Here is a 16422-nt window from a genome sequence, read left to right as displayed (position 1 = left end):
AAATACACCCGATGCCAGCAATCCTATAATCAGAGTATAAGTAATCGCTTACCAATCCATCAAGCAGAGGAGCGAATAAAATTGATTACTCAAAACGATGTAGAATTTTACAAAGAAAATGGCTATCTGTTAGTCCAAGGCTTATTCTCGCAGCAAGAGGTTGAAGACATGAGAATAGCCATTGACGGCATTCTGAGCCGTGCCGCACAATCGAAGTTTGACTCTAACGCAGCCTGGCAAGGTGACTACCTTCCGCCGGAGCAGCTGAAAAAGCTTGTCTTGAAAGGCTTCCATGACGTTCAATACCATGATGCGGCATTCATGCGCGCGGCTATTCATCCGAATATGGCTGCTGTTTTGTCCCAATTGATTGGCCCTAACGTTCAGCTTCACCATAGCAAAATGCTTGTTAAGCCGCCTGAAAACGGCGCCGCTTTCCCTTTGCATCAGGACGCGCCATACTTCCCGCATGCAAGCCACACCATGCTGGCGGCAAGCGTTCACCTGGATGACGCCGATATGGAGAACGGCTGTCTCTGCGTTATTCCGGGCACGCATAAGAACGGCATGATGCCGCATGTCGGACGCCATTACCTCGATCACCGGGAATATCCGATCTCGATGGCGACGCCTTGCCCTGCCAAAGCCGGCGACGTTCTGTTCTTCAACTATTTGACGGTTCACGGCTCGGACGTTAACCGCAGTACCCGCAACCGCCGCAACGTTCTGTTCCAATACCGCGATCCGATGGATGTCCCAACTTTAGACACGCATGTCAACTGGGGACAAGGTCTTATGATATGCGGCGAAAATCCGATCTACCGTGAATATCACGCGAACCATACCCTTCAAGCGAAATAAAAATAAAATCGCAAAAAAAGGCAGTCCATCGGACTGCCTTTCCTCTATTCCTCAATTTCTCTATTCCTCTATTCAGCGCTAGGCTGTCCCAATGCTTTACGCACCTCATAAAGAGCCGGATCAATTTCTAGTTCCATCCCTAAAGCGAGCTTCGCAAGCTGGCTGCCGATAAACGGGCCTGCCGTTAGGCCGGAAGCGCCTAATCCGTTGCCCGTCAGTAGATTATCCCAACCCGGAACGGCACCAAACACCGGCAGAAAATCTGCCGTAAAAGGCCGGAAGCCCACGCGCATCTCCAGGAATGTACTGTTTGCAAGCTCCGGGGCAAGAGTAAGTCCCTTATCTAATATCTCTTGCATACCTCCGGGCGTTACCCGCGTATCATAACCGGAAATGTCGTTTTCGTGAGTCGCTCCAATGACGATCCTTTGCTCCTCAAAGGCCAGAAGATACTGATCCGTCGGCGGCATAATAACTGGCCAGCTTCCGGTCTGATTCTCTTTGTTCTGCAGCTCTACATGCATGATTTGTGCTTTTTGATAGCTGACTTGGAAATTCAGGCCAAGAGGCTGCAGCAAAGCCCCCGCCCAAGCTCCGGCGCAAACGACAATCTTGTCTGCCGGGTAGAAAGTCGATCCTATCGTTACGCCTGTAACCCTGTTCATCTCGTATTCCATTCTGGCGTCACCGACAATAAATTCCGCCCCGTTCCGAATCGCCGACCGGATAAGCGCATCGCGAAGCGCCCGGCCGTCCACCCGCGCAGCTCCGCCAATGTGAACGGAAGAATAGCCTTCCGCCAGCAGCGGGAACCGTTCCCTTGTTGCTTTCTCGTCAAGGGTAGCGATACTGCCGATTTCAGGCGCGTCTTGCCGCTTGGCGTAAGCCCGCTCCGACATTTTTTCGATTTTATCCGGATCCGTATGTATGCTGAGAGCCCCAACCCGGGCGTAGCCGGTATCCGTTTCCCCTTCTGCTTCCAATTCCGCAATTAACGCCGGGTAATAACGCGCCCCGCCTTTGACCAGCTCGTACCACGCTTTATTCCGTCTTTGCGACAGCCATGGACAGATAATGCCGGCCGCGGCATCCGTAGCTTGTCCTTTGTCTTTGCGATCTATAATCAGAACCTCGGCGCCGGACTTCGCCAATTGGTAAGCCGTCGATGCCCCAAGAATCCCTGCTCCAATAACGATAACCTTCACAAAAACACTCCTTCCACCTTATCTATTATAACGGTCCGCAACGCAAAAACGACAGCAAAGGCTGCCGTTTCGCACGTCAATTATCGTTTTTGACATTTTACCATTAGAAAATGGAAGGAAGGTTTATCGGGAGCGTGTTTGTTGGGCTCTCCAATTTCGGTTATTTCGAACAGCCCGTAATGCCCGAACTCTTGCCGAATCGAATCAGCATCGTAAAAGAACATCCTGAGACCTCCCATGATCTCGTAATAGTCCTTATCCAGCTGCTTGCCCTTTCCGTACATCGGAGCATCCTTGGATATGGTAGTGAAAACCATATAACCGCCCGGTTTTAACTGGTTATAGCAGTCCTTGATAAACTTTTCTCTCGCTTCCGGACTTAGCAGATGAATAAGCGCGTAGCTGTATATCCCGTCATACAGCCGGTTATCATAAGGCATTTCCTCTACCGAACCGTGATAGACGGGAACGGGCAGCCCGGCTTCTTTTGCAAGGTTAATGGCCGTTTCGGAAATCTCGATCCCCGTTACCTGAATGCCGTTGTCTATAAATATTTTTGCGTTTCTCCCATACCCGATACCGGGTATCAAGATATCCTTTACGTTCTTTTCAAGGAAAAAGTCCTTGGTCAGGATAGACGAGTCGGAAGGCTCATAGCCCCACATCGCCTGATTCTCCATAAAGCTTGCTTCCCAAAATTCGGTCATTCCTCGATCTCCTTATAGCTTCTAGATTGCCAGCAGCCTCCGGTAAGTCTGCTCATCCGATACGACAAATAATCTGGCATCCTCCGGAATCGGATCGTTTAGTTTACGGTTTATGCCAAGATCCCCCCGATCGGACAAGAGCGTTGCTCCATACTCCAATGCCCCCTGGAAGGCATCCTTATAGGTTTTCCATTCCGGCCTGACTGGAATTTCATAAATATCGTCTCCCACTTCACGCCGGATTAACTGGTTAATAATTTCCGAGCTTCCTTGCTGAAGAGCTGCCCGGACCGCCAGCCTGGAGACGGCATCGTAGGATAGGACAAAATCATTGACATGAACATGCCGGAAATTTTTCGTATTCTTCTCTTGCGTAATCTCCACCGTTGTATGGATGGCGGGATGGAGCCGTTCAATGCTGGAAGCGATCAAGAGCGTCTTGCCGTCCGCAAGCGCCGGCTCGTCGATCCTTGTATCCGCAAATATAATAACGGCTTTCGCCTGTTTGAGCATCGCCTTCTCCAGGATCTCTTCCGAGGAAGGGTCTCCGCTTATAAAATGAATCTCCTGACGATCGATAACCGGGTGCTTGTCGGATTCATCGATTACAACGATATGGGAGGATGGCGAGAAGGACAAAATTTCTTCAATCGCATATTGGGCTTTCTTGCTCCAATTGATAAGGATGATGTGATCTTTTCCGTGAAAATTCAATTTCCCTGCCTCCCAATGTTTGTATACCGTTGATAAAAGATCGATAATTTTGCCGATAACCAAGCTGAGCAGACCGATGCCGAACACGTAAATAAACAAAGTAAAAATTTTGCCCCATACGGTTTTGGCGAAATAATCGCCATACCCTACCGTCGCCATCGTGGTCATGACCCAATATAGCGCGTTAAACCAAGTATGAAAGGTTGTTGGCTCTATGGCAAATGCAATGCTGGCGCTGCCGAGTACAAAGGCGATGACCACGATAAAGATGGTTCGTTTGGGTACCCGCAGCACCTTCATCATTGTCCTCAAAAAGAAAGGCAAATCGCAGTCCTCCTCCGAATAAATTGGGAATTGTTATCCCGAATGTATTCGGCAAGGACGACAAAAAAACCTTTACAGTCGCTTCCAATTCTCTTCCGTGAGATCCGCCATTACGGCCATGGCCGCCTTGCTGCCCGAAGCTGCGGCATAAATCAATTGCGAAGGCATCACATAAGCGGTATCCCCCGCGGCATACACGTCTTCAGCAGTCGTTTTCCCCATCTCATTCGTAATAATCGCCCCGGTGTCATTCGTTTCGTAACCCAATGCCTTTTTAAAGTCGAGGTTTGGAATCTGGGCCGGATCAATGAAGCCTCCGCTGCGTTTAATCGACGTACCATCCGTAAAATGAACCCGCTCCAGCATGCCGTTGTTACCGGACAAAGTCGAGATTGGCGTATCGATTACGGAGATGCCTCTGGCTGCAAGCTGCTCACGCTGTTCAGCATCCAGGGCTGCTGCTGTTCCATTCGTGCATATGATACAATCGCGGCTCCAGTTCTGAAGCAGCTTGACTTTATGGAAGGCATGCGGTTGATCCGAAATGATAACCAGCGCTTGATCTCTTAACTCCCAGCCGTCGCAGAAGGGGCAAGCGAATAAGCTTTTCCCGTAATAATCCTTGATATCTTTAATCTCGGGCAGTTCTTCTCTTAGTCCTCCCGACAAAATAATTTTGCCCGCTTGAACCTCTTCTCCTGTCGGAGTGTCAATGACGAATCCATCTTCCGTCCTCCGGATATCCGTCACAGCAATCTCCCAATGCTTAACAGTCGGATAACCAAGTACTTCTTCATACGCAATGCGGCGGAATTCCGCAGGTTTAACCCCGTCCCTCGTAATAAATCCATGGGAAGCATGCGTTACTCTATTCCTTGGCTGCGCGTTGTCAAATAGAGCAACCGTCTTTCTTGCCCTGCCCAGCACCAGTGCCGCGTTCAGGCCAGCCGGCCCGCCTCCGATAATGGCAACATCGTATCTCATCATTGAATAATCCTCCTTGTTAACGATTTTCACAGACTTTATAGACTCTTAATATCCGTAATTAAAATAAATAAAGGACATTGCCTCGATAAAAGCCAAGGCAATGCGGCTTTATTTCATCAGATCCACAAGCTTCGTATTTCTCAAATGCTGATCCATGGCATCCTCAGCCGACAGCATCACCTGATGGATACGGCATTCCGGATTCTCGTTGTGGGAGCATTCAAAGATCGAAGTGGTCCCTTCAATCGCTTGAATAACGTCCAGAAAAGAAATGTCTTCCTTTCTCCCTCTCGCGCGGTAACCGCCATTTGCTCCGGAAGCCGACTCAATCAACCCCGCTTTGACAAGCTTGGTCAGAATCTTCGAAAGGTACGTAGGCGATACGCCTTGCTTATCCGCAAGCTGTTGAACCCCAACCGGTCTGTCCGGTGCAGCGGCAATGAGAAAGGCCATGGTGTGCAAGGCGTAGTTCGTCGCTTTTGAATATTTCATGCTGATGAGCTCCTAATCACAGACTTAATGTGTCTATAATAGCTTTGATTAGAATGAACCGTCAAGCGGTTTTTTATTCGCCCGCAAACAAATTTCAAACCGTACGGAGTAAATAACCCAAACCAAATACGCTTAGCAGGATGGCCGCCATACTAAGCGCAAGGGCGATAACGAGCATTTTTGAAATGGTTGTTCTCTTCATCTCTACCTCTCCCCGCTAAAATTGCCTCACTTTACCTTCGCCCCATGCGACATTGCGAATAAGACGGTTTGCTCACGGTCCATTCGCAAGCCGGCAACCGAGAGTGATTTGAAATCCACACCCTCCATCTTTGCCCCTCTTACGTCGGTATCTTGCAGCTTCGCTTTGGCCAGCACGGCCATCGACAGATCGGAGTCCCGAAGATCGGCTTTCTCCAAATTCGCGCCGGACAGATCGGCCTCATGAAACTTGATTCCCCTCAGATCCTGCTTCACCAGCCGAACATGACGCAGATTGGTGTATGACCAATCGCCTTGGATGATGCTGATCCCGTCCATCGTGGAGTTGGTGAAATCCGAGCCCGTCATTTTGCAGGCGTCAAATTTCACGACAAACAGATTTGCCCCGCTGAAATTGCAATTCTCGAACGCGGATTCCTTATGAATCGACCCGTTTAGCATAGCGCCGCGGAAATCGCATTCGACGAACCTGCAGTTTACGGAGCTCAGTTCTTCCAGCGAACCGCTTGCGAACGAGCAGCGGACGAACGTACAATTGATCAACTCGCCGAATCTTAAATCTTGCGTGCCAAAATTAACGCTTGTATAGGTTTGATCATTATATTGGAACATTTTTTCCTCCCATGAAACGTTCATTCGCTTCTTACTATAGCACACGGTTGTCAAGCCCCCGTATGAACGCGGCGGTAAGTCAAGCGATTTATTTTTCTATGCGGAGCAAAACAAAAAAACCGCATGCGCGGTTTCTTTTTAATGGGTTGGGGCTTGATACAGCGTTCTGAAAATATAACTCAACTGCTCGCTCATATGCTCGGGCGTCTGGCTGAAGCCTTCTTCATTCCATTGAATTAGCAGTCCCATGATTGCATTTACCTGATAGGCAACGATAAACGCATTGCTCTGTCCGCTAAGCCCCGTACTTTCAACGATAAGTGCCTTGATCTTCTCGAATAAGGAGTAGTAGTAGGAAATGGAAGATCTTTTGTCAAACACGATTTCATAGAAGGGCTGGTACTTCTTCACATGGTGGAAAATCCGGATGGTTCCAGGATCGATCATGCTGTGATTGAGTTCGCTCACATGCCGGTAAGGCTCGTAATAAGACTCCTCCAGATCCTTGAGCAAGCTATTCAGATGCTCGTCGAATAATGCGCCTACATCGTTGTAATGCAAATAAAAGGTCCCCCGATTCACGCTGGCTTCGCGGCACAGCACGGAGACGGAGATGGACTCCAATGTCTGCTTTTTAAGCAAGGCTAGCAAACCCTCGTGCAAAGCCCTCTTCGTCTTTATTATTCTAAGATCATTCTCGTTCATTGTCCTACTACACCTCATGACTATCGGTTTATCGCAAGTTCCAGTCCTATTAGTATAGCATCATCTCGGCAGAAAAAAAGTTGCAAACCTAACGGATAATAGACAGCTTGTCAAATAATTAGAGCTGACGCTAATACGGGGTAAGCATATCGCGTCACTCCGCGAATGAAATTGTATCCCGCGATCACAGATTTTTCCTCCTTGAGAGAAACCTTTTGCCATTTCATAATAGTCCTGCAAGATAGTTCAGTTTGAATAGGAGGAATTCATGATGAAACATGCTAGCTCCCCTCATCAAGCCTTCACCCGCAGACTACTATTCTTAGTTTTGGCTCTCTCCCTGCTGCTGACGTTTATTCCAGCGGCGGCAACCGCCGCAGACCGCGGTACCTGGGCTCCGAATGTGTCCTATGCCGTTAACGACACCGTTACATACAACGGCACCACCTACAAATGCATTCAGAGCCACACCTCCCTCACCGGTTGGGAACCGCCCGTTGTTCCTGCCTTATGGAGCCCTGTGCAGGGCGGAGGCGGTGGAGACACCTCTGCACCAACCGTACCTGGCAATGTCAGGGTTACTTCGACTACTTCATCCAGCGTTACGATCGCCTGGAATGCATCCACCGATAACGTCGGAGTAACAGGCTACGATGTCTACCGCGGATCCGCCCTTGCGGGCAGCACGAACGGCAGCACTCTTACATTTACCAATACGGGACTTAACGCCAATACTTCCTACTCCTATACCGTAAAAGCAAAGGATGCGGCCGGCAACGCCTCGGCAGCCAGCACGGCGGTCAGTGCCACAACCTCAGCCCCGGCGGCCGACCAGACGGCCCCTTCGGCCCCTGCCAGCTTGCGTTCAACGGCAACCTCTTCAACCAGCGTATCGCTTGCATGGAATGCTGCCACCGATAACGTTGGCGTAACCGGCTATGATGTCTATAGAGGAACGACGCTCGCCCTTTCCGTTACAGGCACAGCCGCTACGGTTACGGGTCTCACCGCTTCTACGGCATATAGCTTTACGGTCAAAGCAAAAGACGCGGCCGGCAATGTATCCGCGGCAAGCAACACGTTAAGCGTTACTACAAGTCCAGCCAGTACGGGCGGCGGCAGCCTGCCTAAGCATACCTTGACCGGCTACTGGCAGAACTTCGTGAATGGAGCTACTAACGTAAAGCTTGGCGATGTCCCAAGCGAATACGATATTATCGTTGTGTCCTTTGCCGAAATGGACTCAGCCAAACCCGGCGGAGTCACGTTCAGCGTGGATTCCGGCTTGTCCTCGGCGCTTGGCGGCTATACCAACGCCAATCTTATTAACGATATCAGCCAAAAGCATGCGCAAGGAAAAAAAGTCATTTTGTCCGTTGGCGGCGAGAAAGGCAACATTAATTTGAATAACGCTTCGCCTAACGTAACTAACTTTGTCGACAGCATGTACGGTCTCATTACCCAGTTTGGTTTCGACGGCATCGATATCGATCTGGAGAACGGCATGAATGTAGCGAATCTCACCTCCGCGGTCCGCCAGCTTCAGCAAAAGGTCGGCTCCGGCTTTGTTCTGACCATGGCGCCGCAAACCATTGACATGCAAAATGCGAATACCTCTTATATGCAGCTTTATAACAACCTGAAGGATATCACTTCGGTCATTAATGTTCAGTACTATAACTCCGGCTGCATGCTGGGCCGTGACGGCAAATGTTATTCCCAAGGCACCGTTGATTTCCTGACCGCCCTTTCCGACCTTACGCTGCAATGGGTTGCCCCATCGCAGCTAGGTATAGGCGTACCGGCTACGACATCGGCGGCAGGCGGCGGTTACGTCGCTCCCGCGGTTGTGAACCAGGCGGTTAAATGTCTGGCTACCGGAAGCGACTGCGGCACGTATAAGCCGGTTGCGAAATATCCGGATTTCCGCGGCGCGATGACCTGGTCGATTAACTGGGACGCATCAAGCAGTTATTTATTGGCCAGAACCGTGAAGCCGTATCTCGCAACTTTGCCATAAACCATAAAGGAACTTATGCCAACGAGATATCGTCGGTCATAAGCTCCTTTTGCTTTCCCCTATTCAAACCATTCGCTGAAATGCTCGGCTAGATAGGCCAGTTTCACCTCGGTCTGCCTGCCGCCTCCGCCTTCATGCCCGTTAAACGGATAAATGACGATCTCTTTCTCCGTTTGAATGCGATTGTAGGTGGCAAAATACATTTGGGCCGGGCAGATTTCGTCCTTTAACGCAACCGATGCCAGCACCGGGCAAGCAATCCGATGAGCCAGATTCATCGTATCGAAATAGCTTAAGTTGTCCATGACAAGATCGGTTTGTTCCGGATGCCGTTTCAAATATTCGGCTACCGCGCCAAACGCCCCGTGATTCCCTTCAATGCGGGCTACCAGATTGCTGTTGCTCGGAACATCCACCATGGCGAGCTTCGGACGGTTGTCCAGCGCAACAACTGCCATGCCGAGAGCCCCGCCTTGGCTTCCGCCTTCGATGATCAATTTGTCGGCATCAATATCCGCCTGCGCGCATGCAAAATCGATAGCTTTCAGACAGTCCATATAAGCATACCGGTAATAATATTCCCATTTGTTATGTACGCCTTTGCTGGCGACATTCGAGAGGAAGCCATGCGTATAGCTCGCGCTGTTGCCCGTCTGGCCTCCCTGGTCCCTGCAGTCCACCGCAAGAACAGCCATGCCCATCATCACCCAATGCATATGGCCGGCAGGCTCTCCCCGGCTTCCCGAGAAGCCATGGTAATGGATAAGGCACGGATATTTTTCTTGCTTCAGAAAGGCGGGGACAATAAGCCAGCCGCGGATTCTCGTCTCATCCAAGCCGTTAAACGCGATATCATATACCTTGACATGCTTGCTAGAATAATTAATCTCTGTCCGTTCCGGCTGAAGCGGCACTGACTTTGCCTGTTCAACCGTCGCGCTCCAGAACGAATCGAGGTCATCCTTGCCCGTTAATGGAGGAAGGTAATGATATAAGTCCTTGGTTACTTCTTCGATATAACCCATCTCTTCGGCAAACTCCTTCGTTATTCGTGTGATTAACAATTAACTTCGTTAATTAAAAATTTAACCTATAATTAATGGAGTTAATTAAATTCAATCTCTGATGCTTCGATGAGATTTACTCGTTCGGCAAATGACTGGTTATACTCGTCAACGATCTGCGCCGCAGTGCGGGAGCCTTGTCCGCATGTGCTGTGAGCATCCTTTACTACCGTCACGTCGTAGCCCAGTTCAACCGCTCGCCGGGATGTCGCATCAATGCAACAATCCGTCTGCAGACCGGACAGAACCAGCTTATTAATCCCTCTGGTGGTCAGTTCCTCCTGAAGATTAGTCTCGTGGAAAGAATCCGGCACGTATTTCTGAATAACAAGATCTTGAGAAGCCGGCGCGACCGCGGAGTGAATCTCCCATCCCGGTGAATGAGTCTCCAGCGGTGTTCCCAGTTCCTCGTTATGCTGCACATAGATAACCGGAATCTGACTTTCCCGCGCTTTGGCGAGAAGCAGGTTAATACGGTTTAACAGCCTTTCCTCTTCGTGGATGGGATACTCCTCCAGAAACATGCCGTTCTGAACATCGATAACCATTAACGCAGTATCCTTGCTCACTTGCATTTCAGCCCCCTTTAATCGCATTAGGATAATAAGGAGTTCGCTGCAACCCTTCCGGAGTCCTTTTTAAAGGAGCAAAATCGCAGCGCCAAGCATTGGCGTCAGCACCATGCAGGTTTTGAGCATAACCGCCGGCACGCGTTTGGTGAATTTCGCTCCGGTATAAGAGCCAAGCATCGTGCCGATCACAACGGCGATAAGCAGTTGAATGTCCAGATAACCGACAGAGTAATATCCGGCTCCCCCCGCTAATGCGATTGGCATAATAACGAGCATTGTCGTTCCTGCCGCGAAACGCATGGACATGCCAAGAAGGAGCATAAGCCCAAGCTGGATAAAGGGCGTTGAGCCAATCCCGAACAGTCCGGACAATGCCCCTGTAACTAATCCGATTGAGACAGCAGATGCATAGTACTTCATGCCGCTGGTTTTCATTTGTGCGGACGAGCTTTTCCCGCCATGCTTAGCCTGATAGACCATTCTGAACCAGAGAGCCAGACCGGAGCTGAACAGCATGCCCGAAGTCATCCAGCCTAACTTGTCCTCCGGAATAAAGGAAGACCAGCCCGAGCTGACCCAGGCGCCTGCCGCGCCTGCCAAGCCAACGATGGCGCCGGTCTTCAGAATCATATTGCCTTCGCGATAATGGCTGACAGACCCGGATAACGAAGAAAAGAACATAGCCGCAAGAGCCGTGCCAAGCGCCGTATGAATCGGATAACCGAATGCAACCGTTAATATCGCAATAATAAAACCCGATCCACCTGCCCCAACGAATCCAAGCAATAACCCCAGAAGCAGCATTGCGGCTGTTACTTCAACAAATATCATTTCTTACGTCCTCCAAACCTGATGCTGCACGGAAATCCCGATTGGCGGCGTTAAGTTTTCTTGAACAAAGCTATCCGGTTGAAGCATCATGACGGATTGATTAGGACCATATTCCGGCCACGCAGGCAGCTCAGGGGTGTTAGGGTCACCGCAGCGGATGAACGCGTTCCACGCTGAGCGCATGCCGGAAGCTAGACCTGCGGCTTCATCCGCAATGAAATAAGGATCGTTTGCATCATTGGAGAGATCTCGCGCTTTGTTTTCCGCATAGTTAATCAAGCTGCCTTCGTAACCGTGAATAGCCCCAAGCCAGCCTCCGTACGTTAGCCTGTACTTCCATACCGGAGCACCCGAAGCCGCAACCGCCTGCGCGAGCTGCATGCAGCCAATCGCGTACAAATGCTCGGTCAACGCTTTGCTCCATGCCTTTTCCACGGGTAACGTCTCGGAATGACGGAAGAAGGAATGCCATACTTCCTGCTGATTCTCGCCAAACAGTCTACTTAACGTGTCTGCATCAGGCTTCTGTAAGCCCGGATCATAATAGATAAACATTGCCGCTTCGTCTTCGTTTGATCCGATCAAGAGCGGCGGCAGCTTCTCTGCTTCTTGGAGATAATGGATCGGATCAATTGGAATAAGAACCCCGTCCGCAACGGGGCCAAACATATGAAGATTTCCCGCCGTGTCCGGTCCTACCTTCATTTGAGCCTGGATGAGCTGCTCTGCGGGCAATTCGAGAAGCCGCCTCGCATCTTCCGGCTTCAACCCCAATGCCTTAAGAAGTCGGCTTGCTGTTAAAGCAGCCGTCTTCTTGTCTCTTATGGATTGAGTTGCCCCGCTCTGGGCTACCGCCCGCTGGAACAGTCCTTCGGCAGCCTTCATCGTATACAAGGTTGCCGTACACTTGGCGCCGGCGGAGTTCCCCATCACGGTCACGTTGGAGGGATCGCCGCCAAAGGCAGCGATATTGTTCTGCACCCAGCGCAGCGCCGCGATAATGTCCAGCATGCCGTTATTTCCGGATGTCACGTATTCCTCGCCAAGAATCTCTTCCAAGGCAAGAAAGCCTAGCGCTCCAAGCCGGTAGTTCAGCGAGACGAATACGAAATCTTCTTCCGCGGCATAACGGCTGCCGTCACAGTCCGCACCCTTCCCGCCTATAAATCCCCCGCCATGGATATAAACAAGAACAGGACGAAGCTGCCCCGCAGGACCGGACGTCCAGACATTCAGATTCAGACAGTCCTCGGAGTACGCAAGCTCCGGGAAAGTACGGTTAGGGTCAACATTCTGATAGGCGATTGGCCCAAAAGAGCGGCAGTCCCGAACTCCCTCCCATGCCGGAGGGGCTTGAGGCGGCTTGAACCTCAGCTCCCCGACCGGAGCTTGCGCATACGGAATTCCTCTATATACATAACATCCGTTTAATTGAACGCCTTTTACGTGTCCAGATGACGTTTGAATAATCACTAGAGCCATTCTCCCATCCGTATTGTGATGTGACCATTATAGTCTTGAGAATCCATGAACTCTAATATATATTTAGGCATAGCAACCATAATCTACAGGTTATAACGAATAAGAAAGACAAGGTGAGTCAAATGGAGCTCCTGCAATTAAAATATTTTCAGACAACCGCGCGTTTGCAGCATATGACGCAAGCTGCACGGCATTTGCATATTTCCCAGCCTGCTCTTAGCAAAACGATCGCTTCCCTCGAAGCGGAGCTGGGAGTTAAGCTGTTCGAGCGCACCAACAAATCAATCCGGCTAAATGAGCATGGCATTCATTTTCTGAGCAAGGTGGATATCGCGCTTCAAGCTTTGGAGGATGGAAAGCGGGAGCTGCAGGATCTAGTTGAATCTCCTTCCGAATACATCACGCTGGATGTACGCGTCTCCTCTCATCTCCTGCCGGGTCTCCTTGCCGAATTCCGCAAAAGCAAGCCGGATACGCAATTCCATTTGCTTCAGCACGCGTTGCCAAGCGAACACGCTTTTGACTTTGATTTATGCCTGTCAGACGGCGCCGTTCCTCCTCCCGGCTGCCATTCGGTCGCTTTGCTGCGGGAGAAGATTGTCGTCGCGCTGCCTTCCGAGCATCCTCTTGCGAGGTGCGACCGGATCAGCCTGGAGGAATTGAAAGAGGAACGATTCATCAGCCTTCCTCCCGGCAAATCGCTGCGCGAGACAACGGATGCCTTCTGTCGGCTTACCGGATTTACGCCGCGCATCCAGTTCGAAAGCGACGATCCGGCTACTGTCCGCGGTCTCATACGGGCTGGTCAAGGCCTTGCTTTTCTTCCGGCCATCACCTGGGGAGGTTCGACCGGACCCGATGTGGTCACCATCCCTTTGAAGGAAGGGTACTGCGAACGATCCATCTCGCTTCATTGGCCCAAGGGACGGTACCTGACTCAAGCGGCCGCATCGTTTCGGGATTGTACCATCCGGTACTTCTCGGAACTGTTCGAGGCTTATTCCAAAGCCTGAAGTTCATACAGCTCTCTGCTCACGGCATTCAGATATGGCGCCCATTCCCCGCAAATATAGAGCTGGAGCTGATGCATCGCGCGAGTACATGCCGTATAGAACAGCTTTCTTTCGCTTTCGCGGTTATAAGACTCCGACGATGCGTCGTAGATTGAGACGGCGTCGAATTCCACTCCTTTGGCCAAATAAGCCGGGATAACCATAATTCCGGACTCGAAGGTCAAGGTTTCCGTCGTTACCAGGCGAATAGCTTCCATTCCGCTTGAGGTTAATGCCTCGTAAGCTTCCTTGCTCTCGGCTGCATTCTTCGCGATAACGGCGATTGAACGGTTCCCTTCCGCCTTGAGCGATTCCAGATCATGAACAAGCTGGCGAAGCAGCGCTTCGCGGCTCCCAGCCGTTGTAATCAACGGCTTTTTGCCATGACGCTCGAACGGAATAATCTCTTCGCCGCCAGGGAGCATCAGCCGCGTGAACTCCACGATCTCTTTCGTCGACCGGTAGCTTTGCAAGAGCGGAATGAGAGTGGTGTTCTCTTCCCCGTACAGCTTAAGCAGCGGAGAATCTCCTCCGCCCAGCTTGGAAGATTGAGTAAAGATCGCCTGGCCGAAATCACCAAGCACGGTCATGCGGGCATTCGGGAAAAGCTTCTTAAGGAACGCATACTGGAATGGCGAATAATCCTGGCCTTCATCCACGAAGATATGGCGGACAATCGTATTCATCCGGGAGCCTTCAATTAATTCCTTCAAGAACAGATAAGGGGTTGCGTCTTCGTAAAACAACTCTTGGTTGCCCAGCTTCTCCTTCGTCTGCCTGCAAATCTCCGGCCAGTTAGCAGGCACATCGGCACCTTCGGTCATTCGGCTGTAGGCCGATCCCTCTTCGTCAAACAGCTGCGCGTAAAGACCGTTCACATCCACGAACTTCATTTTCTTCACCATCCGGCGCAAAGGCTTGAAATGCTCCTTCACGATCATCTGGCGCAGCAGGTCTTCCTGCTGCTCGGAGAAGTCGAAGATTTGATCCTCGCCTTGATTCGTAAACTTGTTGGCGCGGTCCAGCGCTTTCGCATAACGCTCGGACACGTCAAACAGCTCTTCGTCCCGCTGGAACTTCTTCAAGATCTCGCTGTAAGCCTCCACGTATTGCTCGTTATCAAGGTAATCAAGCTCTTTATCGACCCATTCCGCGGACAGCTCGTTGCGCGCGAATTTACGCAGCTCCTTCAATACCCATTCCTGCAGCAAGATAATCCGGTTAGCCAGGCGGACAGACGCGTCATAACCGTAAAATTGCTCGTATAATTGCTTCGAGGTAATCAGTTCGCGGTCCCGGAAACGTATACTCTTAAACAACATGCCTTCCTTGCTTAACCATCCCGCGTATTTCTGCAGCGCAATCAGGAAAGCTTCGGATGCTTTGTACCGGATACCGTCAACCCGCGCTTCGTATCCGACCGCCGACTCCTGCGTCAGCACATATTCGATTTGCTCGAACGGATCTTCCAGCTTCATGGCCGCTCCGAGCCAGTAGTCCAAATATTCCTGGAAGGTCGTCTGCTGCATGTTTTCCTCGCCAAGCTCGGGAAGAACGGTAGAAACGTAACTGTTGAACATTGGATTCGGCGAAAAAAGAACGATCTGGTCAGCCGTCAGACGCTCCCTATGTTTATAGAGCAAATACGCGGCCCGCTGAAGAGCTGCCGAGGTTTTCCCGCTTCCGGCGACTCCCTGCACGATCAGCATTCGGCTGGTATCATTACGGATAATCGCGTTTTGCTCCTTCTGAATCGTCGCCACGATGCTTTTCATCTGGTTATTGGCGCCTTGGCCAAGCACCTGCTGCAGCATCGAATCGCCTATCGTGACGCTGGCATCGAAGAAATTAAGCAGCTCGCCGTCTTTAATCTGATACTGCCGTTTAAGCTCCATATTTCCTTTAATCTGTCCGCCTGGCGTAGCGTAGGAAGCCGGTCCCGGAGAATAATCGTAATAAAGGCTGGCGATCGGCGTCCGCCAATCGTAGACCAGGAAGTTCATTCCGTCCGAAGCCAAGAACGACGACAAGCCGATATAGACCTGTTCTGCCTCATTCAAGCCGTCCTCTTTAAAATCAATACGTCCGAAATAGGGAGACTGTTGAAGCCGTTTCAGGCTTTTCCATTGCTGGCGCCGTTTCTCGTGAGTTCGCTCCCGCTCCGATAACAGCGCGGCCTGCTGATTGATGCTGAAGAACGTTTCTTCGAAATCCTCATCCGAGCTTGTGTTGACGGTTACTTCCTCCCAGAAGTGCCTGCGTATATTCGAAGCTTGACCGTACAGCGTATCCACTTCCGGTTCGAGCTCTGCAATCTTTTCTTTAAGCTTAACCTTCACTTCATCTAGACGGTTTTGCTCCTGGTTCCATTCATTCTGTTTCATAAATATAAACACACTCCTTCTCGATTTTTAAAAAAATCTCGAAAATAAACGTTTGACATTTGACAACCGCATGCGCCGCATGATATTATATAAGTGTAGATAAGATGTTCTAACTATGTCCTTACATAAAATCATCGTGCACAGGTTTTATTACTATAGCATGATTTTTTTTGATACGCAATCGTAAA

15 protein-coding genes are annotated in these 16422 nt (G+C 50.5%); 3 read left to right on the top strand and 12 right to left on the bottom strand.

The window, feature by feature from the left end; all coding sequences use genetic code 11:
* The first annotated feature begins 81 nt into the window (after nucleotides 1-81).
* Nucleotides 82-861: a phytanoyl-CoA dioxygenase family protein gene (locus tag ACR9FF_RS14745; RefSeq protein WP_127492235.1), complete on the top strand. Its 780-nt coding sequence runs from the start codon at nucleotides 82-84 to the stop codon at nucleotides 859-861.
* Between the two features lie 68 nt (nucleotides 862-929).
* Here the strand turns inward: ACR9FF_RS14745 and ACR9FF_RS14740 are convergent, their stop codons facing one another.
* The 7 genes from ACR9FF_RS14740 to ACR9FF_RS14710 form a co-directional block, all read right to left on the bottom strand.
* Nucleotides 930-2066 carry an NAD(P)/FAD-dependent oxidoreductase gene (locus ACR9FF_RS14740; RefSeq protein WP_435171893.1) on the bottom strand — a complete coding sequence of 379 codons (1137 nt, stop codon included), beginning with the start codon at nucleotides 2064-2066 and terminating at the stop codon, nucleotides 930-932.
* An 80-nt stretch (nucleotides 2067-2146) separates the two neighbouring features.
* Nucleotides 2147-2773: a methyltransferase domain-containing protein gene (locus tag ACR9FF_RS14735; protein WP_435171892.1), complete on the bottom strand. Its 627-nt coding sequence runs from the start codon at nucleotides 2771-2773 to the stop codon at nucleotides 2147-2149.
* A 21-nt stretch (nucleotides 2774-2794) separates the two neighbouring features.
* Nucleotides 2795-3811, bottom strand: coding sequence for an ion channel (locus ACR9FF_RS14730; protein ID WP_435171891.1), 1017 nt, complete (start codon nucleotides 3809-3811; stop codon nucleotides 2795-2797).
* A gap of 72 nt (nucleotides 3812-3883) precedes the next feature.
* On the bottom strand, nucleotides 3884-4795 hold the full coding sequence (locus ACR9FF_RS14725; protein ID WP_435172119.1) for an NAD(P)/FAD-dependent oxidoreductase: 912 nt from the start codon (nucleotides 4793-4795) through the stop codon (nucleotides 3884-3886).
* Between the two features lie 111 nt (nucleotides 4796-4906).
* Nucleotides 4907-5290: an Rrf2 family transcriptional regulator gene (locus tag ACR9FF_RS14720; protein ID WP_127492227.1), complete on the bottom strand. Its 384-nt coding sequence runs from the start codon at nucleotides 5288-5290 to the stop codon at nucleotides 4907-4909.
* Nucleotides 5291-5518: 228 nt separating this feature from the next.
* Entirely contained in the window at nucleotides 5519-6124 is a 606-nt protein-coding gene (locus ACR9FF_RS14715; RefSeq protein ID WP_435171890.1) for a pentapeptide repeat-containing protein, read from the bottom strand.
* Nucleotides 6125-6262: 138 nt separating this feature from the next.
* Nucleotides 6263-6766 (bottom strand): TetR/AcrR family transcriptional regulator, encoded by a 504-nt coding sequence (locus tag ACR9FF_RS14710; protein WP_307719630.1) that lies wholly within the window; start codon nucleotides 6764-6766, stop codon nucleotides 6263-6265.
* A gap of 331 nt (nucleotides 6767-7097) precedes the next feature.
* On the opposite strand from ACR9FF_RS14710, the gene ACR9FF_RS14705 reads away from it, so the two are divergent.
* Complete coding sequence (locus tag ACR9FF_RS14705) at nucleotides 7098-8849, top strand: fibronectin type III domain-containing protein (RefSeq protein ID WP_435171889.1); 1752 nt, start codon at nucleotides 7098-7100, stop codon at nucleotides 8847-8849.
* A gap of 59 nt (nucleotides 8850-8908) precedes the next feature.
* On the opposite strand, the gene ACR9FF_RS14700 is transcribed toward ACR9FF_RS14705, so the two are convergent.
* From ACR9FF_RS14700 to ACR9FF_RS14685, 4 genes are all read right to left on the bottom strand, one after another.
* Nucleotides 8909-9874 (bottom strand): acetylxylan esterase, encoded by a 966-nt coding sequence (locus ACR9FF_RS14700; protein ID WP_435171888.1) that lies wholly within the window; start codon nucleotides 9872-9874, stop codon nucleotides 8909-8911.
* Between the two features lie 80 nt (nucleotides 9875-9954).
* Nucleotides 9955-10488, bottom strand: coding sequence for a cysteine hydrolase family protein (locus tag ACR9FF_RS14695; RefSeq protein ID WP_435171887.1), 534 nt, complete (start codon nucleotides 10486-10488; stop codon nucleotides 9955-9957).
* A gap of 63 nt (nucleotides 10489-10551) precedes the next feature.
* Nucleotides 10552-11316, bottom strand: a complete 765-nt coding sequence (locus ACR9FF_RS14690; protein ID WP_127492207.1) for a sulfite exporter TauE/SafE family protein — start codon at nucleotides 11314-11316, stop codon at nucleotides 10552-10554.
* Between the two features lie 3 nt (nucleotides 11317-11319).
* Nucleotides 11320-12798, bottom strand: a complete 1479-nt coding sequence (locus tag ACR9FF_RS14685) for a carboxylesterase/lipase family protein (protein ID WP_435171886.1) — start codon at nucleotides 12796-12798, stop codon at nucleotides 11320-11322.
* 122 nt (nucleotides 12799-12920) lie between these two features.
* On the opposite strand from ACR9FF_RS14685, the gene ACR9FF_RS14680 reads away from it, so the two are divergent.
* Entirely contained in the window at nucleotides 12921-13811 is an 891-nt protein-coding gene (locus tag ACR9FF_RS14680; RefSeq protein WP_435171885.1) for a LysR family transcriptional regulator, read from the top strand.
* On the opposite strand, the gene helD is transcribed toward ACR9FF_RS14680, so the two are convergent.
* Nucleotides 13796-16234, bottom strand: coding sequence for an RNA polymerase recycling motor HelD (gene helD / locus ACR9FF_RS14675; protein WP_435171884.1), 2439 nt, complete (start codon nucleotides 16232-16234; stop codon nucleotides 13796-13798). The genes ACR9FF_RS14680 and helD overlap by 16 nt on opposite strands.
* Between the last annotated feature and the right edge of the window lie 188 nt (nucleotides 16235-16422).

This window comes from Paenibacillus glycanilyticus, assembly GCF_051200795.1.
Taxonomy (GTDB): Bacteria; Bacillota; Bacilli; order Paenibacillales; family Paenibacillaceae; genus Pristimantibacillus; species Pristimantibacillus glycanilyticus.
The sequence above is the reverse complement of the archived record's forward strand: the minus strand, read 5'-3'. Positions and strand labels throughout refer to the sequence as shown.